This window comes from Dyella sp. 2HG41-7 (assembly GCF_021390675.1).
In the GTDB taxonomy this organism is placed as follows: domain Bacteria; phylum Pseudomonadota; class Gammaproteobacteria; order Xanthomonadales; family Rhodanobacteraceae; genus Dyella_B.
Genome location: NZ_JAJEJV010000004.1, coordinates 3404348 through 3425802, shown reverse-complemented (window position 1 = coordinate 3425802; position 21455 = coordinate 3404348). Strand labels below are relative to the sequence as shown.

Below are 21455 nucleotides of genomic sequence, written 5' to 3'. Positions count from 1 at the left end.
TGGATCATTTCAAAGGTTGGATCGGTCCCCTGCGCGTATCATTTGCGAAGCTTTGCAGCGCCGTCAAATGCCGTTGGTTGGTCTGGAAACGAAAAAGCCCGCGCGATGGCGGGCTAAATCATGGAATGCGATGGTGGCCGGGCCCAGTATCTGCGTTGCCCAGTGTGCAGAAGTCCTTTCTCATGAGGAAGCTATTGCCGCTCTTGCGACGTGTGCGGCACAACATTCGACGTATAAACTAACGTCCGCTTTCGACCCAAAGCAGACATTTCCAAGATTCAAAAAAGGGACAGAGGTAGCTAATAGATTTAGCCATTTCCGTCGCGTTTGGGCTCAACCCAATCTTTGCGCCAAGCGGGAGCTTCGAAGGGGTCGGCAAAATACTGAGTCTCGTGCGTCACCTTTCCATCGCGAAATTCCATGATGCTCACGGTATGCGCGAGCTTCGTTTCATAGGCGATGACATATTCCGAAACCCAGAGATTCCCATCTCCCTGGATACGCCGAATCACAAATCCCGATGGTTTGCCTGGGTGATGGCTGCGAAGCGATTGAAGGTTGCGGCGACCATGTATGACTTCGCCCGACTGCGGGTACTCGCATATCACGTCGTCGTGATAAATCTCATGCTCTTTAAGCTGATCACCCGCAGCGGATGCAGCCCAATGTTGATCTATGACCATCCGAATCTTCTGCGCTTTCATCTCCCACTCCACGTTTGTCCGCAGCACTCGGGAACAAAGAAGACTACTCGCGCAGTAAAAGAATGTGGGTAGATGTGCGGGTATCTCAAACCGCAGAAACAAAAAAACCAAGGTTCGTCAAAACCTTGGCTTTCATATGTGGTGGCCGGGGACGGAATCGAACCGCCGACACGGGGATTTTCAATCCCCTGCTCTACCAACTGAGCTACCCGGCCAAATGGACAGTCGCGAGGACTATCTGTGTTGCGTGGAGCCGCTCATTAAATCGGATGAGCGGCTTTCAGTCAAGACTCGGCCTCTGGCGGTTTGTAGCCTTCAGGCGTTTTCACATCGCCGCCGAACAGGAATTTCTCCATTTCGCCGCCGAGAAACTGGCGCGATTTGGGGTCCAGCGGGTTGAGGCGGTATTCGTTGATCAGCATGGTTTGGTGGGCCAGCCATTGCTGCCATGCCGACTTGGAAATTTCGGCAAAAATGCGTTGCCCGAGCGGGCCGGGCCAGGGGGCGAAATCCAGGCCTTCGGCGTCGATGCCGAGCTTGGCGCAATGAATCGTACGGCTCATCGGAAATATCTCGTCTTCAATTACAACGCGGTGGGTTCGGGCAGCGCGGTCAGCAGCGAGCGAACGGGAGCAGGCAGGCCCAATGCCGGTAAATCGGCGATGGCGCACCAGCGCAGATTTGCATTATCGGCGATTGCGTGCACGGGCGCTGCGCTATCGAACAGCAACGGCTGAATCTGCAGGCGATAGTGGCTGAAGACGTGCACGAAAGGGGGGAGCGGTTGCGCATCGTCGATCTGCGCGTGTTGTTGCGCTTCGCGCCATGCGTCGTCGGTATCGACCGCTTCGGGCAGGCTCCACAAGCCCGACCAAACGCCTTGCGCACCGCGACGCTGCAGCAGCACGCGACTTTCGGCATCGCGCAGTATCAGCATGATCGTGCTGCGCGTGGGAATGGTTTTGCTCGGTTTGGGCGTAGGAAGCTGTGCGGTGAGATTGTCGCGATGGGCGACGCAATCGGATTGTGCGGGACACATGGCGCACAAAGGGCGAGTGCGCACGCATACGGTTGCACCCAGATCCATGATGGCTTGCGTGTAGTCGGCGGTGCGCGTTGCGGGCGTGTGTGCGTCGGCATGCTTCCACAGCTGCTTTTCCACATCGCGCTCGCTCGTGTGTCCTGCGATGCCGTGAAAGCGCGTCAGCACGCGTTTGACGTTGCCGTCGAGGATCGGAAAACGCAATCCATAAGCTTGCGCCAGAATTGCGCCGGCGGTGGAGCGGCCGATGCCGGGCAAAGCGGCAAGCGCATCGAAATCGCGCGGCATCTCGCCGTTGTGTTCCGCTACGCAAGTCTTCGCGGCTTGATGCAGGAATCGCGCGCGGCGGTAATAACCAAGCCCCGACCACAGAGCGAGCACCGTGTCTTCGTCAGCTGCAGCGAGATCGCGCAGCGTTGGAAGTTGCGAAACGAAGCGCTGAAAATAGGGGATGACCGTGGCGACTTGCGTCTGCTGCAGCATGATTTCGGACAACCACACGCGATATGCGTCGCGCGGATGCTGCCACGGCAAATCGTGTCGGCCGTGACGATCGAACCAATCGAGCAAGGCGGATGCGAACGGAGTCACTGCGAATTCGGCGCGGCGGGTTTGCCAGGGGATTTCGGCTGATCGGGCGTTTCCGAAACGGCGGTGCCGGTTTGCACGCTCAATCCCTCGACATGCACTTTGCCAATATCGAGTTTGGCCATGTCGATCTGCCCGTTGCCCGGCGGCGCGGTGAGTTTCGGTCCTTGCGTGCTGGCGAGCTGATTCCACCATTGCGCCAGCGCGAGCGGCGGCAATTCCAGATCGATATGGTTGTCGCTGCCGAGCAGTTTGAGATGCAGCAGCAACGGATCTTTCTGGGTGGCGGGCGAAAGTGTCGCGGCGGCGTCGTAGTTGCCTTCGTTCACCATATGGAACGTGCCTTGTAACTGCAGGGTCGCGTTCGCGGCGCCCATCCAACTTGCGTTGCCGGCAAGATGCAAGGTTGTTGCGTTGCTGTCGACGACGCGCACCGTGATGTTGTCCAGTTTCAGCGCGCCGTTGGCGATGCTGGGTACGCTGGATATTTGCAACTGCAGCGGCGTGCCATCGGTTTCCTTCGCCGACAGATTAATCGAGAAGGCTTGGCCCGGCATCAGGCGGCCTGTGTCGAGCGATACGTCGGTGAGCCATTCGCTGTTGTTTTCTACGACGCTGCCGCTGCGAATGCGCACACCCGTCGCAATGTGTGGAATTTCTTCAGGTACGGTGGCCGATTGCGATGGCAGGTTCATCAGCCATGCTTGCAGCGCATCCAGATCCACGCGCGGCGAATTGATCTGCAGGCGCGATATATCCACCTGGCGCCCGAACAGCGCGCGCCATGGCAACACCATGCGACCGTTGGCGGCAAGCAAAATAGGCATGTTGGTGGTCGTCGAACCCGTATCGCGTGCGACGAGCGTGATGCCTTCCAGTTGCAATGCAGGGCGTGGAAATAGCGTGGGGCTCGCAGGGCTCGATAGCGTCAGCTGCAAGCCCGCGTGATTGGCCTGCTCTTTGAGCATCTTGGTGAAGCGATCCGGCTGCAGCAACAAATACAACGCCACCAGCACCACAAACGCGATGCCGCCCAGCACGCTGGCGAAGGCGATCAGCAGCAGTCGCAGCGGGCGCGGTATGGTCATTTAGCTTCGTGCGAACTCGGCGGGTAGCAAACCATCGACGTACGCTTCAGCGTCGAACACGCGCAAATCCGTTGCGGTTTCGCCCAATCCGACAAAGCGAATCGGCAAACCGAACTCGCGTGCCAACGCAAACACCACGCCGCCCTTGGCCGTGCCGTCGAGCTTGGTCACTGCCAATCCGGTAACCCCCACAATTTGTCGGAACTGGCGCACTTGGTTGACGGCGTTTTGACCGGTGGTTCCGTCGATCACCATCAACACTTCATGCGGCGCTTCGGCGTCGAGTTTTTTGAGTACGCGCGCGATCTTGCCCAGTTCGTCCATCAAGCCGCCTTGCGTATGCAGACGGCCAGCCGTGTCGGCGATCAGCACATCGGCATTGCGCGAACGCGCCGCCTGCAGCGCATCGAAGATCACGCTGGCGGCGTCGGCATCCTGTCCTTGCGAAATCACTGGCACCTGATTGCGATCGCCCCAGGTTTTGAGTTGCTCGACGGCGGCGGCGCGGAACGTATCGCCAGCGGCCAGCAAAACTTGGCGATTTTCGTCGCGCCAACGGCGGGCGAGCTTGCCGATGGTGGTGGTCTTGCCCGCGCCGTTAATGCCGACGATTAAAGCAACAAAGGGTTTGTGGCCGCTGACGTCCAGCGGTTTTTGCACGGGTTTGAGCAGGGCGATCAATTCTTGACGCAAGGCGTGCAGCAACGCGCTCGCATCGGCGAATTCGCGCTTGTGCATGCGTTTGCGCAGGTTCTCCACCAGCGACGTGCTGGCTTCGATGCCGACGTCGGCCGTGATGAGCGTGGTTTCCAGCTCGTCCAGCAGGCTGTCGTCCAGCTTGGGATTGCGCGAGAACAGCGAGGAAAGCCCGCGCGCAAACGTGCTGCCGGAAAGGCGTTCGCGCCAGCCACGTTTAATGGGGGCTTCGGCGGCTGGAACCTCGACGAAAGGCTCAGGAATTTGACGTGCGGGCTCGATCTGCTCGGGCGCCAGCGTTTCTTGAGCTTCTGATGCGGCCGCTTCCTGGTTTTCCCCGACCTCAGGGTCGGAGGGCTTCTTTTTCCAGAATTTGAGCATGGGGAAGTAATTCAAAGACAATACTTAACATGCTAACACCCTCACTCGTGCTGTCTGCTGAGGCCGCCGCTGAATGAAGCCCGCGCCTGGACGAATTCGCATTATTGGCGGCAACTTGCGCAATTCGCGCTTGAACGTGCCCGATCTCCCGGGATTGCGGCCCACGCCCGAGCGCGTGCGCGAAACCCTGTTCAACTGGTTGGCCCCGACCCTTGCAGGCGTGCGGGCGCTGGATCTGTGCGCCGGCACCGGGGCGTTGGGCATCGAAGCGCTGTCGCGGGGCGCGGTGGCCGTGCAATTCGTGGAGCCGGAACGTGCGTCGGCCGACGCATTGCGGGCCAATCTCGCCCGACTCAAGGTGAATAACGGGGACGTGGCGGTGAGCGATGCGGCCCATTTTCTGCGCGGTACGCCGCAACGGTACGGCCTGGTTTTTCTCGACCCGCCCTTTACCCTGAATTTGTGGACCCCGCTGGCGCAGCAGCTCGAACAGGCAGGCTGGCTGACCGACGCGGCGCAGGTGTATGTCGAATCGCCACGCGAGGTATCGCCGACATTGCCCGCCAATTGGGCGCTGCACCGCGAGGGACATGCGGGCGAGGTGCGCTTTGCGCTCTATCGCCGCACTGGGACGGTTCCGTTAAGCTAGTGGCGTCTTCCCCCGCGAATCCGTTTTCGTGAACCAAAAGCCGGTCAACAGACGCCTCGCCGTATATCCGGGTACGTTCGACCCGATCACCAATGGTCATGCGGATCTTGTCGCGCGCGCAGCGCCGTTGTTCGAACGCATCGTGGTCGCCGTCGCCGAGAGCCCCAACAAGGGCAAGGGACCGGGCTTTACGCTGCAGGAACGCATTTCACTGGCGCGCCTTGCGCTGGCGGATTTGCCGAACGTGGAAGTGCGCGGTTTCGATTGCCTGCTGGCCCAGCTCGTCAGCGAGATGGGCGCGGGCGTGATCATTCGCGGACTGCGCGCCGTGTCGGATTTCGAGTACGAATTTCAGTTGGCCAGCATGAATCGCCATCTCATTCCTCAAACTGAGACGCTATTCTTGACGCCGGCCGAGCAATACAGCTTTATTTCTTCCTCGCTGGTGCGCGAGATCGGTCGCCTTGGGGGCGACATAACCGGTTTCGTGCATCCTGCGGTCCAACAAGCCATGCGGCAGCGCTGGCATAAAAAGCAACCCGAAACCGAAGGGGATAACTATGCGTAAATTCACTCTGATCGCCACCGCCCTAGCGCTGACCGGCTGCATTGCACTGTCTGCTTGCAACAACCAGCAGCAGGGCGATGGCCAGCAACAGGCGCAGCAGTCGCAAGCGGTCACCAAGCCGACCGATCCGAACGACACCAAGGCATGGGGCGCGTTCCTCGGCCAGATCGTGCAGAAGAACATGCAGGGCATGTCGGCGCCGCAGCCGTATGCGTACATGATTCCGGCCGGCGACAGCGACGACGCCAAGGACTCGCGCGATCGTCAGCTCAGCAACGTGCAGGACATCGTCGCCCGCGGCGTGCTGCCGGGTAACCTGATCGCCTTCGGCGGCCCGGATTCCGGCAAGACGGCCGATCTGGTCACCACGGCGTTCAAAGATGCCAAGCCCGGTTCGCTTAAGGGCGTGATCATCATCGTTATCGGCGACAAGGCGGACGAACAGCGCGTGGAAGACACGCTGAAGCCGACCGACTCCGTGACGCGCTATATCGTGATGTAAGTTTCTCGCCTTCGACCCTCTCCTGGATGGGAGAGGGTTCGGCGAGCGCCGGCTTGCTCGATCGTGTATCGGCGGCCAGTTTCGAACGGCGCGTTGGGCAAGCAAGCCCTCGCGCCACCATCCTTGTCGCCACGGCGCGAGGAACCCAGCCTGCAGCTTCGCGCAAGCTTCGACAGGCCCGTGTAGACTTAATCGGCATGTCCCTGAAGATCCTCGACACCTGCGTCAATTGCGACGTCTGCGAACCCGTCTGCCCAAACAAGGCGATTTCGCTCGGCGAGGAGTACTACGTCATCGATCCCGCTCTGTGCACGGAATGCGTCGGTCATCACGACGAGCCGCAGTGCGTGGTCGTGTGCCCGGTGGAATGCATCATCGTCGATGCCGCGCACCCTGAAACGCGCGATCAGCTCGAAGACAAATACAAACATCTGATGGAGACCAAGGGATGAAGCTTGCGATGCGTTGGCACGTGGTGTTGATCGGTTTCCTCCTTGGTACCAGCGGCGCATTCGCAGCGGATAAACCCACGCCTTCCACGCATGCGGCGCAGCTTGCGCAGCGTCCCGGTCACGCCGGCATCGCCAGTGCAAACGCCTTGGCGACGGAAGCGGGATTCGAAGTGCTCGCCAAAGGCGGCAACGCATTCGACGCCGCGATCGCCGTCGCGTCGACGCTGTCGATCGTCGAGCCTGAAAGCTCGGGCATGGGCGGCGGCTTTATGGCCACGATCCATGTGGCGGCTTCCGACCACAACGTTTTTATCGATGCGCGCGAAACGGCGCCGGCCGCGGTCGATGCCAAGGATTACCTCAACGCCGACGGCGCGCCCAATCGCGATACCGCGTTGAAGGGGCCGTTGGCGGCAGGCATTCCCGGCGAACCGGCCGGCTTAGTTTGGTTGGCCAAGCATTACGGCAAATTGCCGTTGTCCGAATCGCTCGCGCCCGCCATTCGTACCGCGCGCGATGGCTTTAAGCCCGATAGCCGATTGCTCGGTTCGATCAAAGAAGAACAGAAGAACATCGAGCGTTGGCCCGCTTCATCCGACAAATTTCTGCCAGGCGGCCAGCCGCCGGCAGATGGCGAAATCTGGCGCGATCCCGATCAGGCGCACACCCTGGAACTGCTCGGCAAATACGGCGATGCGGGTTTTTACAGCGGCGAAACTGCGCAGAAGTTGGTGAGTGCGGTGCGCGAGGCCGGCGGTAAATGGACGCTACAGGATCTGGCCTCGTATCGCGTAAAAGAACGCGCGCCGATTACCGTCGACTATCGCGGTTACAAGATCATCACCGCGCCGCCACCGTCGTCGGGTGGCGTGGCGATCGCGGAAATTCTCAACATTCTTTCCGGCTTCGACATTAGCAAGCTCGATCAGGTGCATCGCGTGCATTTGGTGATCGAAGCGATGCGTCGCGCATTCCGCGATCACAACGATTATCTGGGCGATCCGGATTTCGTGAAGATGCCTTTGGATATGCTGCTGTCGCCGTATTATGCCGACGGTCTGCGTCAAACCATTCTGCCGGACAAAGCCACGCCGTCGTCAATGCTGGCGCCGTCCAGCGGCGCTGATCCGGGTATGCACACCACGCATTTCTCGATCATCGACGCTGACGGCAATTTGGTGGCGATCACCTCCACCGTGAATTACGTGCTGGGTTCCACCTTCGTCGCCAAGGGCACGGGCATTCTGCTCAACGACGAAATGGACGACTTCGCGCTGGTGCCGAACAAACCGAACGTCTACGGCTTACTGGGCAGCAAGGCCAATGCGCCGGAGCCGGGCAAGCGCATGTTGTCGTCGATGTCGCCGAGCATCGTAATCGGCCCCGACCGTACGGCGGTGATCGGTTCGCCAGGCGGTTCGACCATCATCACGCAGGTCTTGGAAGGCATTCTGGCGTTTATCGATGGCGGCGATGCGCATGACGTGGCTGCGCACAAGCGCTTCCACCATCAGTACATGCCCGACACCGTGATGGTGGAGCCGGGCGCGTTCGATGCGGCCACGACCGATGCGTTGACGCGCATGGGTTACACGCTAAAAGAGCGTTCGCCGTGGGGCTTTATGAATGTGGTGATCTGGGATCGCCGCACGAACAAGCTGGATGCCGCGAGTGATCCGCGCAGGGAAGATGGTTTGGGCAAGGTGCGGTAATTGTTCGTAATCATCAAATCTACAAATTAAACGCTCGTCACCCCGGCGTAGGCCGGGGTCCAGTTTAAATACACGTCCGAAGGACTCAAAACCGGTTTGGTGTGCTTCGCACGATTTGTTTGACTGGATTCCTCGCTCCTCAAAGCGGGTACATCCATGTACCCTCCCCACGTACCGGCCTTCGCCGGAATGACGGTTCGGCAAGAACGGATAGCGCGGAAATCTTCATGCAACTGTGGTCGATCAACGGTAATACGCAAAAGCTCGACGGCGGCGCGATGTTCGGCAATGCGCCGAAGGCGATGTGGTCGAAGTGGATTGCGCCCGACGAACTCAATCGTATTCCGTTGGCGTGCCGTTGCTTGCTGGTAAAAGATCTCGAGGGCCGCAACGTATTGTTCGAAACCGGCATCGGCGCGTTTTTCGAGCCATCGCTGCGCGAACGTTACGGCGTGGTGGAAAGTCATCACGTGTTGCTCGAGTCGCTCGCCGCGGCGGGCGTATCGCATGAAGACATCGATGTGGTCGTGCTGTCGCATCTGCATTTCGATCACGCAGGCGGATTGCTTGCCGCGTGGGAAGAAGGCAAGACGCCCGCGCTGTTGTTCCCGAATGCGAAATTCCTCGTTGGCGCGAATCACTGGCAGCGCTCGTTGAAACCGCATCCGCGTGATCGCGCGTCCTTCATTCCCGAATTGCAGCAACTTTTGATGCAGAGCGGCCGGTTGGAGCTGGTGGCGGGCGAATACTCGCAAACGCTCGGGCAGGCTGTGCGCTTTCATTTCTCGGACGGCCATACGCCTGGGTTGATGCTGGCGGAGGTAGCGGGTGTCGTGTTCTGCGCCGATCTGATTCCAGGGCGCCCCTGGGTGCACTTGCCGATCACCATGGGTTATGACCGCTTCCCCGAGACATTGATCGACGAAAAGCGCGTGTTTCTAGAGGACAAGCTCGCTCGCAACGTGCGGCTGTTCTTCACCCACGACCACGCCTGCGCCGTGGCGCGCGTGACACGCGACGAACGCGGGCGCTATGGTACGTCCGACGAGCAGGCCCAATTGCAGGGCGCGGCCTGAGTTTTCCTTCCAGTCGGAGGTTCGATGAGCGGCGAGCGCAAGCCACCCCTCTCCATCCGTGAGTTGTTGTGGCCCGCTTTGGGTGCGGTGCTTTTGCTAATCGGCGTGGGCGTCGGCGCCGTCGTCGAAAAAGGCCAGATCGACTACAGCGCGCAAATGAAGCGGCACGGCGGCGACGTGATGGATTTGGGAAGCGCCGGCCATCCTGACGCCAGCGAACAGGGATTTATGGTGCGCGTCGTGGGCGACCTCCAAGTGGTCGAGTCGCCGCTCGATCAGCAATTCAATCAGCAAACCAATCAACCGGCGCTGATTCGCCATGTTCAGATGTTCCAGTGGCGCGAGCTGCGCTACGGCGGCCCGGCGACGTACGAACTGGATTGGGTCGACCATCCTGTCGATACCAGCCATTTCGAACATCCTGAAGGCCACGCCAATCCCGGCAAATTTCCGATCGAGAGCGCGCAGTTCGACGCTGGCGTCGTGCGGATGAACGACTTCGTGCTGGCGCCGGCCCTGGTGCACGCGCTGATCGGCAATCAGCCGGTGTCGCCGAATCTGCGCAATTTGCCGAGCAATCTTGCGGCGAGCTTTAGCCTCTACGACAACGGTCTGGTCACGAGCGCGGTGCCATCGCATCCGCAATTGGGCGATATGCGGGTGACGTGGGAAGCCGTCCCTACGCAAACCGTCACCGTGGTGGCGAAAGTCGACGGCAATAAACTGATTCCTGCCAGCGACGCCACCGATGGGGCGGGTTTTGCCGTGCAGTCCGGAGATGTGCCGCTTTCGGAATTTTTTCCCGATTCGCCGTTGCCGCCGGAACATCCCGTGGCGCGTCGTCTATTTGCGGTGCTGCTCGCGATACTTGGTGCAGGATTGCTGGTGCGATGGCACTACGCGCAAATCGACCCGATACTCACTGTGGCGATTGCGGTGTTGGTGATCGGCGCCGTCGATACAGTGCTGTGGCTCGGCAACAACAATTCGATGGCGCTTTCCTGGTTCGCGCTTGCCGCCGTGGGCATCGTGCTGACCGCGTGGCGCGTGCGCGCGTTAAGACAGCAAGGCGCTTAGCCAAACGCTTCGGCGTGCTCGATGAACCACAAACCCGCGAACAATTTCGGGTCGATCGAATAACCGTCTTTGGCGCGCGCCAGCAGCCATGCGCCGGCTTCGCTGCGGGGCACTTCGTGCACCACGATGTTTTCGCTCGCATCACCGCCGCCGCTGCCTACTTTCACGAGATCGTGCGCGCGCACGAACGCGATTATTTCGGTGCTCATGCCGGACGAAGAAGGACCCTCATGCACAAACGTCACCCTGCTGCAACGGTAGCCGGTTTCTTCTTCGAGCTCGCGCTGTGCGGCGAGCAGCGTTGTTTCATGTTGCTGGCCGGCCACATCGCCGACTAGACCCGCGGGCATTTCGATGGTGAATTGCTGCACGGCCACGCGGTACTGCTCGACGAAAAGCACTTTATCTTCCGGCGTTACAGCCAAAATGATCACCGCGCCGCCCGGATTGGTGCGTTCGGCGTATTCCCAACGACCGCGTCGACTCAAGCGCAGCCAGCGTCCCTGATAAAGCGTTTCCGGCGTGGCATGGGCGTCGTCGGGTTTGCGGCGGGCGTCATTCATGGATCAGGTCACCGTGTCGGTCGCGATGGTCAGGCGGCGCTGAGCGCACGCAAGCGGTTGCGTGTGAGTGGGCCGAAGCGAAATTGTTCGCATAGCGGTTCGAGTGCGCCGGTGTCGCGCTGGCGCACCAATACGTCGGCACCGGCTTCGATGGGCGCATCCAAGGCGATGCGGGTCAATCGTCGATAAAGTCGCGCTGCGTCGGCATGCTCACGCAGTTTCGCCGCGCAACTTGCCGCGCCGCGTATGCGAAGAAAGGCCACTTCGTCCACGCGATCCAGCAAATCGTCCAGATTGCCGAAATGCGCAAGCAATGCCGCGGCCGTCTTGGCGCCGATGCCGGGCACGCCTGGAATATTGTCGACGGCATCGCCGCATAGCGCGAGAAAATCCGCGACCTGCGCCGGATGCACGCCAAGCTTTTCGAACACGCCGGACGGTCCCCAGCGCAGATTGCGCGCGAAGTCCCACTGCTCATCGTGCTCGCTGAGCAGTTGGCCGAAATCTTTGTCCGCCGACACGATCACGCTGCGGAATCCGTGCGCGCGCAAACCCCATAACGTACTACCGATCAAATCGTCCGCTTCGTAGCTGTGATCGATCAGTACGCGCACGCCCAGCGCTTCGGTCACCGCGCGGCATTGCACGAATTGTCGTTCCAGATCGGGCGGCGGCAGTTCGCGATTGGCTTTGTACGCAGGATAGATGGCGTTGCGGAACGATGTGGTCAGCGAAGCGTCGAACGCCACGGCGAGATGCGATGGTTTTTCACGCTCCAGCAGTTCGCACAGGAAACGCGTGTAGCCATGCACCGCATTGACTGGATGACCGTCGACGTCGTGAAACTCGTCCGGCATCGAATGCCAGGCTCGAAACACATACAAACTGCCGTCGATCAAATGTGCGGTGGGGAGGCCAGTCACGCGATCAACCCTTCCATTCGCTCAAGAGATCGTTCAATGCCGGGCGATCTCGGTCCGGAATTTCCGATTGCGGCGTGCCGATATGCACGAAGCCGATCACGCATTCGTTCTCGGCCAGTTCCAGCATGGCTGCCACATCGCGATCATACGCCGCCCAACCCGTAAGCCATTGCGCGCCGTAACCCATGGCATAAGCGCCGAGCAGGACGTTGTAGGCCACATTGCCGGCGCAAAGTTTCTGCTCGATTTCCGGAATGCCTGCGTCCTGATCGATACGCGCCACGACAACCAACACGAGTGGCGCGAAGGTGTAGCGCAGGCGTTCCTTTTCGCGCTTGGCTTCGGGCAGGTTTGGGTTGTTGCGAATGGCGCGCTCAGCGAGCGTCGCGCCGAACTTCAACTTCGCGTCGCCGCGCAGTGCGATCAAACGAAATGGCACGAGCTTGCCGTGATCGGGTACGCGAATGGCCGCTTCCAACATGGTGCGCAACGTCTCCGCATCGGGCGCGGGTTCGCCGAGCTGGCGCGAGGGTGCGGAATGGCGTTGTTGCAGCAGCGCGAGCGGGTTGGGCATGGGGGCGTACCTGGGGAAACGCTTATCGTACAACCGTCTGCGGCGCGTCACGATGCCTTTCAGTCACGCAGACACGGTGGGGGACGGGTCATACGATCCGCACACCCTCCCAAGGACTGCCCCCATGAAGCTGCTGACAGGTTTAGCCGCTTTGATTCTGATTCCACTGATGGCCGGTGTGAGCGCAAGTAAGGCCGACACGACGGTGTCTGCGATCAACGACGGATATTTCACAACCGACGATGGCGCGCGCATTCATTACCTTCGGGCCGGCGACAGCCACACAGCGCCAGCCTTGGTGCTGATACCAGGTTGGACATTGACGGCAACGCTGTGGCGCGAACAATTGCAGCGCTTCTCCAACGATCGAAGCGTGATTGCAGTTGATTCGCGCTCGCAAGGCGCGTCGTCGATCATGCTGACCGGCAACACGCCGGAGCGCCGCGCGCAGGATCTACACGAATTGCTCGCATCGTTGCACGTCGAACATTGTGTATTGGTGGGTTGGTCGCAAGGTGCGCAGGATGTCGCCGCGTATGTGCAGCAATACGGCACCGGTTCACTCGATGGCGTGGCGTTTGTGGATTCGCCGGTCTCAGCAGGTACGAACGAAGTCGATATCCGAAAAGAATTCACCAAGGCCATTCTCTCCGGATTGTCGCGCTATGCGTCGCAGCCTGCGGATTACAGCGCCGGCATGGTGCGTTCCATTTTCAAGCGCCCGCATCCGGCGGCGGATATCGATGCGGTGATCGCGCAAGCGCAACGCACGCCGCCCGCTGTGGGTGCCGCGATGTTGGTGTCGGATATCTTCGGTGCAGACCGCAGGCCTGCGCTGAAGAAAATCGATCGTCCCACGCTGGTTATCGCATCAGCCAATTCGCCGTTGCTCGATGCGCAAAAAGCGATGGCGTCCGACATTCAAGGTTCGCGATTCGTAGAGGTGGCGAATGTGGGGCACGCGGTATTCGTGGACGATCCGCAAACGTTCGATACCGCCTTGGCTCAACTGCTAAGCGAGACGAATTCAGCGCGAGGGATGAAGTAGGAACCCGTCCGGGAGCAACGCATCCACCGTGGTTTGGCGCGTGGCGCCGGCGACATTGGCCAGCAACACCGGCATGTCGCCGGCGCACAATTCGATCAACACTTGACGGCACGCGCCGCAGGGCGTCACTGGTTCGGGTGTGTCGGCGATGACCGCGATGGCGCGAAAATCGCCCGGCTTGCAGCCCGCGGCGATGGCGCTGAACAAAGCCGTGCGTTCGGCGCAATTGCACAATCCGTACGACGCGTTTTCCACGTTGCATCCCTGGAAAACGCGGCCGTCCTTGGTTTGGAGTGCCGCGCCGACCTGAAAACGGGAGTAGGGCGCGTACGCCGATTCGCGTGCGCTGCGGGCGAAATCCAACAGTGTGCTGCTGACCACCTGCTCGGGCATCGGAATCCTCGTATGCCGATTTTCGGCCGATCAGTCTAACCCGAAGCCCGTATGTATCCGCTAGGATGAAAGGACTACTCCGCAGGGGATGCCCGATGTCGATCACCGTATCCGCATTACGTGAAACCGCTGCTGGCGAACGCCGCGTGGCGATCACCCCCGAAGTGGCCAAAAAAATTCGCGGCAAAGGGCTACGTGTTTTGCTGGAGCGCGACGCGGGCACGGCGGCCGGGTTTCCCGATGCCAGCTACGCGGATGTCGAGTTTGCGAGTGCGGCGGACGTGTTGGCGCAGGCCGATCTGTTGGCGTGCGTGTTGCCGCTCGAAGACAGCACCTTTGGAAGCTTGCGCGAGGGTGCGATTGTGCTGGGTCAATTGCGTCCGCACGGTGCGGCTTCGCGCCTCGCAGCGCTGGCGCAAAAGAAATTGACGGCGTTCGCCTTGGAGCTGTTGCCGCGGACCACGCGCGCGCAGGCGATGGATGTGTTGAGTTCGCAAGCGGCGGTGGCTGGTTATCGCGCCATGTTGATCGCTGCCGAGAGCGCACCGAAGTTCTTCCCCATGTTGACGACAGCGGCCGGCACCATTCGTCCTTCGCGCGTGTTGGTGATCGGTGCGGGTGTGGCGGGATTGCAGGCAATCGCCACGGCGCGCCGTCTCGGTGCGCAGATCGAAGGTTACGACGTGCGCCCCGAAACGCGCGAACAAGTGGAATCACTGGGTGCGAAATTTCTGGATCTCGGCGTGAGCGCCGCCGGCAGCGGTGGCTATGCGCGCGAGCTCACCGCCGAAGAACGCGCGGCGCAGCAGCAGGCGCTGGCGGATCATTTGAAAGTATTCGACGCCGTCGTGACCACGGCGGCCGTGCCGGGTCGCGCGGCGCCTAAAATCCTTACCATCGCGATGGTGCAAGGCATGAAGCCTGGCGCGTTGATCGTCGACCTTGCTGCGGAGAGTGGCGGCAATTGCGAACTCACCCGTCCGGGCGAGCGCGTGGAACATAACGGGGTGACGATCCTGGGGCCGCTCAATCTCGCGGCGGGGGCGCCGCTGCACGCGTCGGAAATGTACGCGCGCAACATCTACAACTTCGCCGAGCTATTGATACGCGATGGCGCGCTAAGGCCGGATTTCGACGATGAACTCGTCGCCAAGAGTTGCGTGACCCGCAATGGCGAGGTGTCGTTTACCGCGTAACGATGATGGGAACGCGCCTCAGTGGCGCGGCATGCCGAACGCGCGCCCCGACGGCAGCGTCGAGCGCGGCCCCATGTGTTGCAGCCACTGACGGCGCTCTTCAGGAGATTGTTCCATCCACTGGCGGCGCAACGCTTCGCGTTGATCCGGCGGAAGTTGCTGGAAGCGCTTGAACGCATCGTGCAGCTGCTGCTGCTTTTGACTCGGCAGCGTGTCGTAGAGGTGCTGGTTTTCGCGCGCCTGCTGCCGTTGTTCCGGCGTCATCTGCTGCCAGCGCGCGATGCGGTCGCGAATTTCCTGCTGGCGTTGCGGCGGCAACTGCATCCATTCCTGCGTGCGCTCAAGCATATGCTCCTGGCGCTTGGGCGGAAGCGTGTCCCATTGCGATTGCAGCGGCTCAAGCAGGTGCTGCTGAGCCGGGCTAAGCGTGTTCCACGGATGCGTTGCGCCATCTTGCGCATACGATGGCGCCGCGATCGTCAGACCGAGCAGTAGAGGCAATAGCGATGGCAGGCGGAGTCGTCGTGGCAACATGGATCAGCGTTTGGTTTGGCTACTGTCATTGGCGGCAAGCCAACTGTAAAAGTCGAGATTCTGGACCAGGCCGGGATCGGTCTTGTCCGCTTCGGGCGGCAGATATTCGCTATCTTGCTGCTCGCTCGCGACGGCGGCTTGCGGGTTGTGCTCGGGCTGCGAATGCGGAAGCGGTTGCCAGATCATAAGCGCGGCCAACGCGATGGCGGCCAGCGCACCCGCCGGCACCAGCACGCGCGCGCGATGATGCGGCGACGCATGCGCAGAGGCCGCTTCGAGCGCCGTGCGACGGGCGGCGCGCAGACGACCGGCGGTAACCGGATCGATGCGTTGCGTCGCCTCTTGGTAAAGCGCGCGGGCGCGCTGTTCGAATTGTTTGTCGGACGAGTTCATCGCCACGCCTCCAAGTGCTCTCGCAAGTGTTGCATTGCCCGCGAGAGATGAGTTTTTACGCTGCCTTCCGAACACCCCATCGCGGTGGCGGTTTCCGCGACATCCAGTCCTTCCAGAACGCGCAGCATGAAGGCTTCGCGTTGACGCTGCGGAAGCTTTTTCACCGCCGCGGCCATATCCGCATAGGACTGTTCGCCATGAAGCTTTTCCAACGGGTCTGGGCCGTTATCGGCCGGTTCCCATGCCGGCAATTCGTCTCCGTCGTCATCGTGCCCGCCGCCGAGCCAGCCGATCACGATCGAACGCACCTTGCGTCGGCGCTGCAGATCCACGATGCGCCGGCGCAAAATGCCCCAGAACAGCGGCGTCCATTCCTGCGCCGGCTTGGTGCGGTAATGCTTCACCAAGCGGAGCATCGCGTCCTGCACGGCATCCAACGCGTCTTCCCGGTTACCCAGGTGCAGCTCCGCCATGCGGAAGGCGCGCCGCTCCATGCTCGCCAGGAACGCATCCAGGGTCGCAGGGACGGCTTGACCATCAGGCGCAAGAAGTTCCGCCTCGAAAACGGCTGAGACGCCATTCATGGCGCCGTTCTCCGCATCGTCAGGGCGAGCATTCCGGGGCTCCATCTGTTCGACTCTCGACATCAACGCGCGGGGCTAGCGTGGGTTGACTGACAGGCGCCCCCGCATTCCACGCACAGTAAGGCGGCGTGGATCGCAGCATCGCACTCACCGTATGATGCGGTGAATGTGACCAATTGGCGGGGGAAGCACATGCTGGATGGGTTCCTGGCGCTTTACATCTTTATGCTGGCTGCGTTCACGGGGTATGAAATCATCGCGCGGGTGCCGGTGATCCTGCACACGCCCTTGATGTCGGGCTCCAATTTCATACACGGCATTGTGCTGGTTGGAGCCATGATTGCGCTAGGTCATGCGCAAACTTCGTTTGAAATTGCGATTGGCTTCGTCGGCGTACTGTTAGGTGCCGGCAACGCCGCCGGCGGTTACGTCGTGACCGAGCGGATGCTGGAGATGTTCAAGTCCAGCAAGCCCGGTCAGGGCCGCGGGGAGGCCAAGTGATGGCCTGGCTACAGACGTTGATCGACGCTTCGTATTTCATAGCCGCTCTCTTATTTATCCTCGGTTTGAAGCGCATGAGCTCGCCCCGCACGGCGCGCGGCGGCATCGTGTGGGCCGGGTTCGGCATGCTGCTGGCGGTGGTCGCCACGTTGTTCCTGCCCGATATGCATCATCGCGGGCTGATTCTTGCGGCCGTGCTGATCGGCGTTTCAGCGGCTTGGTGGTCCGGCCGACGGGTGGCGATGACGGCCATGCCGCAGATGGTGGCTCTCTATAACGGCATGGGCGGCGGCGCTGCGGCGGCTATCGGCGCTGCGGAACTGGTCGGGCATGCGCAAAATATTGCGATCATGGGTGCCATCACGGCGCCCAACACCTTTCCGCTGATGCCGGAAAGTTGGTCGGCCTTACACGGCGCCGCGGTGGTTGAGCCGCTCACTCCCATCGCGCTCGCCTTGGGCGTGCTCGGCGCGTTGATCGGATCGGTCAGCTTCTCCGGCTCGTTGATCGCATTTGCGAAATTGCAGGGCTGGCTCGATCGGCGCTTTGTTTTCCCAGGTCAGCAAGTGGTGAACCTGTTGGTGCTGGCGGCAACGGTGCTGATCGGCATCGCTCTCGCGATGGGGCATCTGACAATTCCCTTGATCTGCGCCTTCTTCGCACTCGCGCTGTTATTTGGCTTGTTGATGACGCTGCCGATCGGCGGCGCCGATATGCCCGTTGTTATTTCGCTCTATAACGCTTTCACCGGTTTGGCGGTGGCGTTCGAAGGCTTCGTACTGCAGAACGAAGCGATGATCATCGCCGGCATGGTGGTGGGCGCCGCCGGTACGTTGCTGACGCAATTGATGGCGAAAGCGATGAACCGCTCCATCGGCAATGTGCTGTTTGGCAACTTTGGCGCTGCGGCAGGTGGCACGGCGCAGGAGATTGGCGGCAGTCAGAAGCCCATCGAAGCAGCCGACGCAGCGGTGATGATGGCTTACGCCGAGCGCGTGGTGATCGTGCCGGGCTATGGCATGGCCGTCGCGCAAGCGCAGCACAAAGTGTGGGAGTTCGCGCAGCTGCTGCTATCGCGCGGCGTGAAGGTGAAATTTGCCATTCATCCTGTTGCGGGTCGCATGCCGGGTCACATGAATGTGTTGCTCGCCGAAGCGGGCGTGCCGTACGACTTGATTGTCGACATGGAAGACATCAATCCCGAATTCCCTGTCACCGATGTTGCCTTGGTGATCGGTGCGAACGATGTGGTCAATCCCATGGCCAAAACCGATCCGACGTCGCCGATCTACGGCATGCCGATTCTCGACGTCGCCGACGCCAAGCAAGTGATCGTGGTCAAGCGCGGCAAAGGCACTGGCTTTGCGGGTATCGAAAACGCGCTGTTTTATGCGGATAACACGCGAATGCTTTACGGCGATGGTCAGGCGGCAGCCGGCCAGCTCGTGTCGGAGCTCAAGACGCTAGACGGCTAATTGGGTTTACGCATCGTCGCGGTGGGCGAACGCAACGCCGTCACCATCGCGACGACGATCCCAATCACGCCCCACACCACGTCCTGCTTGCTGACGCCGAAACGCGCGAGATCCAGCAGCATCGACGCACCGGCGGTGCGCAGGGCGTCGATCAATCCGTAACCCAACATCGCCGCGATGTTGACTGTGGTGATCAACACGCGGATGTAGACACTCGCAACGACCACGGCGAGCGCCGCGAGCACCGCCGCATTCCATTTCCTGGTGTGCACCCATTTGCGCATGGCTTTCGCCAGCAGCCAGCCTGCCGGTACTGCCAGCCACGGCAGCGGTCGATGCAGAAACACGGTTGGAACAAGCCAGATCGCGCCAGCCGCCAAACCCAACATCAAGGCACACCCCAGCGCGAAGCCTTCGCCGATGATCTGGCGTACGGTCATGGGCGGTTGCCGCCATGGAAGTGGAAAATGCTCACTTAGGTGTCCTGCCGGGTAAAACAAAGCGGGCATCTTAGCGTGGCAGGGGCCGCTCTCCCTAGCATGACTGCCGACCTCCCTTGAGATTCGACCGATTCAACCTGATGTGGGGGACAGGCCCCACGAGCGGCCGGCATAATAGAGGGCCGGAAAGCCGCCTGACGGCTTTCCCCCAATGATCGATGAGATGGCATGAGCGGTTTCAGTCTAAGCAGCGAACCTTTCACCCTGGAACGGGACTGCAATGCGGTGATGGTGCCGCAGGGCGAGAGCGTGGTGCTGCCGGCCGGACAGGTCGGTTACATCACGCAGGCGCTTGGCGGCAGTTTTACGGTGTATGTGGAAGGCAACCTGTTTCGCGTAGCGGGCAACGACGCTGATGCACTTGGCAAAGAACCGCCGCCGCCGTTGGAGTTGCCCGCCGACGCCACTGATGCGGATGTCGAGCAACTGGTGTGGCAGCAATTGCGCACCGTGTTCGATCCGGAAATTCCCATCAACGTGGTCGAACTCGGTCTCGTCTACGACGTAAGTTTGGAAACCACCGCACCCGATCAGCGCAAGGTGTACGTCAAGATGACGCTGACAGCGCCAGGTTGCGGCATGGGCGATGTGTTGATCGACGATGCGCGCACCAAACTGGAATTGATTCCCACTGTTGCCGAAGCGGATGTGGATCTGGTGTTCGATCCGCCGTGGAATCACTCGATGATGTCCGACGCGGCGAAGCTCGAAACGGGCATGCTCTGATTCGCAACAACGAAAGCAGCTATGACAGCTTTTTATAAAGCGCTGACAGCGGCATTGGCTTTTCGTTTTCGATTTTCTATTCGTTATATACACGCCGGGAAATCGCCCGCGCGCGTTTAGTAGAACTTTCAACAAGAACGGCGTATACGGTGAAATCAGCGGCAACAAAATGCCGCTCATCAGACAAGCTGCGCGATATCCGTTTCTAGAGAAGGGGTATTTCGTATGAAACAGAAGCCTGTGCAATGCATGGTTTTGAGTCTGGCTCTTACGCTTCCTTGTGCTGCTTTCAGTTTTCAGGGGCAGCAATTGAAAGTGGGTGTGAAGCTAAATGGTGGGTGCGGTTATGACGTGCTAGAACCCACTCACGCGCACTTCGGTGAGCACACCTCTGGGATGGATCACCCTCAAAAAAAAGAGACAGGAAAAGCGAATTTTTGGTGTTCGCAGGACATCCCTTTTACCGTCGTGGTGGATGACGGGCAGAACTCAAGTGGCAGCACACGGCGCATGAAGCATCAGGGAACGAACGACTATATCGATTACACCCTGGACCACACTCCGAAATCGGGTACCGGCACCGGAAACACGCTGATTCACGTGGATGTCGATTTCACCGTCGCCGCAAACGCGATGAAAAACGCACCACCTGGAGAATACGAAGACGTCGTAACGGTTACTGCCGATCTCTGATCCCAAAGGAGTCACGTGATGATTGCGAACAAGCGTCTTGCGACGGGCCTGATCAGCATATTGGTGGCCGGGACTGCGGGAGCGGCTGGATTTGGCGTATCACCGCTGCGGTTGGATTTGGCCGGTAATCGTTCCACCACGGTGGAAGTGACTAATCCCGGCGACACACCCGTCGACTTAGAAGTGCAAGCCAAAGCCTGGACGCAGGCCGACGGCAAGGATGTTTACAGCGATACGAGCGACTTGACGTTCTATCCCGCTAAGTTCACGTTGGCAGGCAAGGGCAAGCGCGTCATTCGCGTAACCACATCGGGTAAGAGCGACCTTCCGGATACCGAAAAAGCGTATCGGCTCTATATCACGGAGTTACCTGTACTGACTCATGAGGCCGGTGAAAATATCGAACTACGAGAAAGATTCGGCGTGCCGCTTTTTGTTCATAAGCCCAAAGCAAGTTCGCAACTCAGCGCCAGCGTGGAAGGCGGCGGCGCCGGAATTGTCAAAGTGCGACTTATCAACCAAGGCACGGCGCACGCGCATCTGACATCCATTGCATCCGACCCCGCCGGCATTCAAGGCGCCGCCTTGGATGAGTGGTACGTGTTGCCCGGCGCATCGCATGTGTTTTCACTGCCTGTTTCCGGCAGCGTGTGCAATCAAGCGCAAGCTAAGTTGCACATCAAAACGGATCAAGGCAAACCCGTCGATCTGCCTATCTCTATACCTAGCGGCGCTTGTAAAGCAGGTTGATGGCGACTGCGTGATTCGGGTGACGCGGCGTGAGTGAAGTGAAAGTAGGGCGCATGTAGGAGCGTGC

Annotated in this window: 27 protein-coding genes and 1 tRNA gene; 14 read left to right on the top strand and 14 right to left on the bottom strand. The window is 60.3% G+C overall.

The features are described 5' to 3' along the window. Positions 1-308 precede the first annotated feature (308 nt). The 6 genes from L0U79_RS16905 to ftsY form a co-directional block, all read right to left on the bottom strand. On the bottom strand, positions 309-704 hold the full coding sequence (locus tag L0U79_RS16905; RefSeq protein WP_233843392.1) for a nuclear transport factor 2 family protein: 396 nt from the start codon (positions 702-704) through the stop codon (positions 309-311). 139 nt (positions 705-843) lie between these two features. After that, positions 844-919 (bottom strand) — tRNA-Phe (locus L0U79_RS16900). A 69-nt stretch (positions 920-988) separates the two neighbouring features. Beyond that, entirely contained in the window at positions 989-1267 is a 279-nt protein-coding gene (locus tag L0U79_RS16895; RefSeq protein WP_233843391.1) for an oxidative damage protection protein, read from the bottom strand. Positions 1268-1287: 20 nt separating this feature from the next. Further along, on the bottom strand, positions 1288-2337 hold the full coding sequence (mutY, locus tag L0U79_RS16890) for an A/G-specific adenine glycosylase (RefSeq protein ID WP_233843390.1): 1050 nt from the start codon (positions 2335-2337) through the stop codon (positions 1288-1290). Next, on the bottom strand, positions 2334-3422 hold the full coding sequence (locus tag L0U79_RS16885; RefSeq protein WP_233843389.1) for a membrane assembly protein AsmA: 1089 nt from the start codon (positions 3420-3422) through the stop codon (positions 2334-2336). Before L0U79_RS16885 ends, mutY begins: the two co-directional genes overlap by 4 nt. After that, positions 3423-4499: a signal recognition particle-docking protein FtsY gene (gene ftsY / locus L0U79_RS16880; protein ID WP_233843388.1), complete on the bottom strand. Its 1077-nt coding sequence runs from the start codon at positions 4497-4499 to the stop codon at positions 3423-3425. Positions 4500-4572: 73 nt separating this feature from the next. On the opposite strand from ftsY, the gene rsmD reads away from it, so the two are divergent. The 7 genes from rsmD to L0U79_RS16845 all read left to right on the top strand — a co-directional run bounded on the left by rsmD (position 4573) and on the right by L0U79_RS16845 (position 10535). Then, positions 4573-5148: a 16S rRNA (guanine(966)-N(2))-methyltransferase RsmD gene (gene rsmD, locus L0U79_RS16875; RefSeq protein ID WP_233843387.1), complete on the top strand. Its 576-nt coding sequence runs from the start codon at positions 4573-4575 to the stop codon at positions 5146-5148. 28 nt (positions 5149-5176) lie between these two features. Continuing rightward, positions 5177-5716 (top strand): pantetheine-phosphate adenylyltransferase, encoded by a 540-nt coding sequence (gene coaD / locus L0U79_RS16870; RefSeq protein ID WP_233843386.1) that lies wholly within the window; start codon positions 5177-5179, stop codon positions 5714-5716. Next, positions 5709-6218 carry a hypothetical protein gene (locus L0U79_RS16865; protein ID WP_233843385.1) on the top strand — a complete coding sequence of 170 codons (510 nt, stop codon included), beginning with the start codon at positions 5709-5711 and terminating at the stop codon, positions 6216-6218. Before coaD ends, L0U79_RS16865 begins: the two co-directional genes overlap by 8 nt. A 197-nt stretch (positions 6219-6415) precedes the next feature. Beyond that, positions 6416-6670, top strand: coding sequence for a YfhL family 4Fe-4S dicluster ferredoxin (locus L0U79_RS16860; protein WP_233843384.1), 255 nt, complete (start codon positions 6416-6418; stop codon positions 6668-6670). Continuing rightward, complete coding sequence (gene ggt, locus L0U79_RS16855) at positions 6667-8382, top strand: gamma-glutamyltransferase (protein WP_233843383.1); 1716 nt, start codon at positions 6667-6669, stop codon at positions 8380-8382. Before L0U79_RS16860 ends, ggt begins: the two co-directional genes overlap by 4 nt. Before the next feature lie 227 nt (positions 8383-8609). Further along, complete coding sequence (locus L0U79_RS16850; protein WP_233843382.1) at positions 8610-9458, top strand: MBL fold metallo-hydrolase; 849 nt, start codon at positions 8610-8612, stop codon at positions 9456-9458. A gap of 24 nt (positions 9459-9482) precedes the next feature. After that, entirely contained in the window at positions 9483-10535 is a 1053-nt protein-coding gene (locus tag L0U79_RS16845) for a TMEM43 family protein (RefSeq protein WP_233843381.1), read from the top strand. On the opposite strand, the gene L0U79_RS16840 is transcribed toward L0U79_RS16845, so the two are convergent. From L0U79_RS16840 to L0U79_RS16830, 3 genes are read right to left on the bottom strand one after another with little or no spacing between them, the layout of a single operon-like run. Continuing rightward, positions 10532-11098 (bottom strand): NUDIX hydrolase, encoded by a 567-nt coding sequence (locus tag L0U79_RS16840; protein ID WP_233843380.1) that lies wholly within the window; start codon positions 11096-11098, stop codon positions 10532-10534. The genes L0U79_RS16845 and L0U79_RS16840 overlap by 4 nt on opposite strands. 29 nt (positions 11099-11127) lie before the next feature. Then, a complete protein-coding gene (locus tag L0U79_RS16835; RefSeq protein WP_345778443.1) occupies positions 11128-12021 on the bottom strand; it encodes a 5'-3' exonuclease H3TH domain-containing protein in 894 nt (297 codons plus the stop codon). A gap of 4 nt (positions 12022-12025) precedes the next feature. Further along, the gene (locus L0U79_RS16830) at positions 12026-12595 is read right to left on the bottom strand and encodes a nitroreductase (protein ID WP_233843379.1); all 570 of its coding nucleotides are present in this window, start codon (positions 12593-12595) and stop codon (positions 12026-12028) included. Between the two features lie 124 nt (positions 12596-12719). Between L0U79_RS16830 and L0U79_RS16825 the strand changes: the two genes are divergently transcribed. Beyond that, a complete protein-coding gene (locus L0U79_RS16825) occupies positions 12720-13643 on the top strand; it encodes an alpha/beta hydrolase (protein ID WP_233843378.1) in 924 nt (307 codons plus the stop codon). Here L0U79_RS16825 and cdd read toward each other — a convergent pair. Then, positions 13623-14036: a cytidine deaminase gene (gene cdd, locus L0U79_RS16820; RefSeq protein WP_233843377.1), complete on the bottom strand. Its 414-nt coding sequence runs from the start codon at positions 14034-14036 to the stop codon at positions 13623-13625. The genes L0U79_RS16825 and cdd overlap by 21 nt on opposite strands. Before the next feature lie 95 nt (positions 14037-14131). Here cdd and L0U79_RS16815 point away from each other — a divergent pair, with 95 nt between their 5' ends. Next, on the top strand, positions 14132-15232 hold the full coding sequence (locus tag L0U79_RS16815) for an NAD(P) transhydrogenase subunit alpha (RefSeq protein ID WP_233843376.1): 1101 nt from the start codon (positions 14132-14134) through the stop codon (positions 15230-15232). An 18-nt stretch (positions 15233-15250) separates the two neighbouring features. Here the strand turns inward: L0U79_RS16815 and L0U79_RS16810 are convergent, their stop codons facing one another. Genes L0U79_RS16810 through L0U79_RS16800 form a run of 3 tightly spaced genes read right to left on the bottom strand, consistent with a single transcriptional unit; the run spans position 15251 to position 16743 of the window. Then, a complete protein-coding gene (locus L0U79_RS16810) occupies positions 15251-15766 on the bottom strand; it encodes a DUF3106 domain-containing protein (protein ID WP_233843375.1) in 516 nt (171 codons plus the stop codon). A 3-nt stretch (positions 15767-15769) separates the two neighbouring features. Then, complete coding sequence (locus L0U79_RS16805; protein ID WP_233843374.1) at positions 15770-16159, bottom strand: DUF3619 family protein; 390 nt, start codon at positions 16157-16159, stop codon at positions 15770-15772. Continuing rightward, a complete protein-coding gene (locus L0U79_RS16800; protein WP_233843373.1) occupies positions 16156-16743 on the bottom strand; it encodes an RNA polymerase sigma factor in 588 nt (195 codons plus the stop codon). Before L0U79_RS16800 ends, L0U79_RS16805 begins: the two co-directional genes overlap by 4 nt. A 192-nt stretch (positions 16744-16935) precedes the next feature. Here L0U79_RS16800 and L0U79_RS16795 point away from each other — a divergent pair, with 192 nt between their 5' ends. Together L0U79_RS16795 and L0U79_RS16790 are read left to right on the top strand one after the other, a co-directional pair. Beyond that, positions 16936-17244, top strand: coding sequence for an NAD(P) transhydrogenase subunit alpha (locus L0U79_RS16795; protein WP_233843935.1), 309 nt, complete (start codon positions 16936-16938; stop codon positions 17242-17244). Next, positions 17244-18719 carry an NAD(P)(+) transhydrogenase (Re/Si-specific) subunit beta gene (locus tag L0U79_RS16790; protein WP_233843372.1) on the top strand — a complete coding sequence of 492 codons (1476 nt, stop codon included), beginning with the start codon at positions 17244-17246 and terminating at the stop codon, positions 18717-18719. Before L0U79_RS16795 ends, L0U79_RS16790 begins: the two co-directional genes overlap by 1 nt. Here the strand turns inward: L0U79_RS16790 and L0U79_RS16785 are convergent. Next, positions 18716-19159 carry a hypothetical protein gene (locus tag L0U79_RS16785; RefSeq protein ID WP_233843371.1) on the bottom strand — a complete coding sequence of 148 codons (444 nt, stop codon included), beginning with the start codon at positions 19157-19159 and terminating at the stop codon, positions 18716-18718. The genes L0U79_RS16790 and L0U79_RS16785 overlap by 4 nt on opposite strands. Before the next feature lie 228 nt (positions 19160-19387). Here L0U79_RS16785 and sufT point away from each other — a divergent pair, with 228 nt between their 5' ends. The 3 genes from sufT to L0U79_RS16770 all read left to right on the top strand — a co-directional run bounded on the left by sufT (position 19388) and on the right by L0U79_RS16770 (position 21388). Beyond that, a complete protein-coding gene (gene sufT / locus L0U79_RS16780) occupies positions 19388-19945 on the top strand; it encodes a putative Fe-S cluster assembly protein SufT (RefSeq protein ID WP_233843370.1) in 558 nt (185 codons plus the stop codon). A 225-nt stretch (positions 19946-20170) separates the two neighbouring features. Next, positions 20171-20638 (top strand): spore coat protein U domain-containing protein, encoded by a 468-nt coding sequence (locus L0U79_RS16775; protein ID WP_233843369.1) that lies wholly within the window; start codon positions 20171-20173, stop codon positions 20636-20638. An 18-nt stretch (positions 20639-20656) separates the two neighbouring features. Next, positions 20657-21388: a fimbria/pilus periplasmic chaperone gene (locus tag L0U79_RS16770; RefSeq protein ID WP_233843368.1), complete on the top strand. Its 732-nt coding sequence runs from the start codon at positions 20657-20659 to the stop codon at positions 21386-21388. The last annotated feature ends 67 nt before the right edge of the window (positions 21389-21455 follow it).

Coding starts and splice junctions, on each gene's coding strand:
- L0U79_RS16905 (WP_233843392.1), bottom strand. CDS start 704: ATGAAAGCGCAGAAGATTCGGATGGTCATAGATCAACATTGGGCTGCA.
- L0U79_RS16895 (WP_233843391.1), bottom strand. CDS start 1,267: ATGAGCCGTACGATTCATTGCGCCAAGCTCGGCATCGACGCCGAAGGC.
- L0U79_RS16885 (WP_233843389.1), bottom strand. CDS start 3,422: ATGACCATACCGCGCCCGCTGCGACTGCTGCTGATCGCCTTCGCCAGC.
- ftsY (WP_233843388.1), bottom strand. CDS start 4,499: ATGCTCAAATTCTGGAAAAAGAAGCCCTCCGACCCTGAGGTCGGGGAA.
- rsmD (WP_233843387.1), top strand. CDS start 4,573: ATGAAGCCCGCGCCTGGACGAATTCGCATTATTGGCGGCAACTTGCGC.
- L0U79_RS16865 (WP_233843385.1), top strand. CDS start 5,709: ATGCGTAAATTCACTCTGATCGCCACCGCCCTAGCGCTGACCGGCTGC.
- L0U79_RS16860 (WP_233843384.1), top strand. CDS start 6,416: ATGTCCCTGAAGATCCTCGACACCTGCGTCAATTGCGACGTCTGCGAA.
- ggt (WP_233843383.1), top strand. CDS start 6,667: ATGAAGCTTGCGATGCGTTGGCACGTGGTGTTGATCGGTTTCCTCCTT.
- L0U79_RS16850 (WP_233843382.1), top strand. CDS start 8,610: ATGCAACTGTGGTCGATCAACGGTAATACGCAAAAGCTCGACGGCGGC.
- L0U79_RS16845 (WP_233843381.1), top strand. CDS start 9,483: ATGAGCGGCGAGCGCAAGCCACCCCTCTCCATCCGTGAGTTGTTGTGG.
- L0U79_RS16840 (WP_233843380.1), bottom strand. CDS start 11,098: ATGAATGACGCCCGCCGCAAACCCGACGACGCCCATGCCACGCCGGAA.
- L0U79_RS16830 (WP_233843379.1), bottom strand. CDS start 12,595: ATGCCCAACCCGCTCGCGCTGCTGCAACAACGCCATTCCGCACCCTCG.
- L0U79_RS16825 (WP_233843378.1), top strand. CDS start 12,720: ATGAAGCTGCTGACAGGTTTAGCCGCTTTGATTCTGATTCCACTGATG.
- cdd (WP_233843377.1), bottom strand. CDS start 14,036: ATGCCCGAGCAGGTGGTCAGCAGCACACTGTTGGATTTCGCCCGCAGC.
- L0U79_RS16815 (WP_233843376.1), top strand. CDS start 14,132: ATGTCGATCACCGTATCCGCATTACGTGAAACCGCTGCTGGCGAACGC.
- L0U79_RS16810 (WP_233843375.1), bottom strand. CDS start 15,766: ATGTTGCCACGACGACTCCGCCTGCCATCGCTATTGCCTCTACTGCTC.
- L0U79_RS16805 (WP_233843374.1), bottom strand. CDS start 16,159: ATGAACTCGTCCGACAAACAATTCGAACAGCGCGCCCGCGCGCTTTAC.
- L0U79_RS16800 (WP_233843373.1), bottom strand. CDS start 16,743: ATGAATGGCGTCTCAGCCGTTTTCGAGGCGGAACTTCTTGCGCCTGAT.
- L0U79_RS16795 (WP_233843935.1), top strand. CDS start 16,936: ATGCTGGATGGGTTCCTGGCGCTTTACATCTTTATGCTGGCTGCGTTC.
- L0U79_RS16790 (WP_233843372.1), top strand. CDS start 17,244: ATGGCCTGGCTACAGACGTTGATCGACGCTTCGTATTTCATAGCCGCT.
- L0U79_RS16785 (WP_233843371.1), bottom strand. CDS start 19,159: ATGACCGTACGCCAGATCATCGGCGAAGGCTTCGCGCTGGGGTGTGCC.
- sufT (WP_233843370.1), top strand. CDS start 19,388: ATGAGCGGTTTCAGTCTAAGCAGCGAACCTTTCACCCTGGAACGGGAC.
- L0U79_RS16775 (WP_233843369.1), top strand. CDS start 20,171: ATGAAACAGAAGCCTGTGCAATGCATGGTTTTGAGTCTGGCTCTTACG.
- L0U79_RS16770 (WP_233843368.1), top strand. CDS start 20,657: ATGATTGCGAACAAGCGTCTTGCGACGGGCCTGATCAGCATATTGGTG.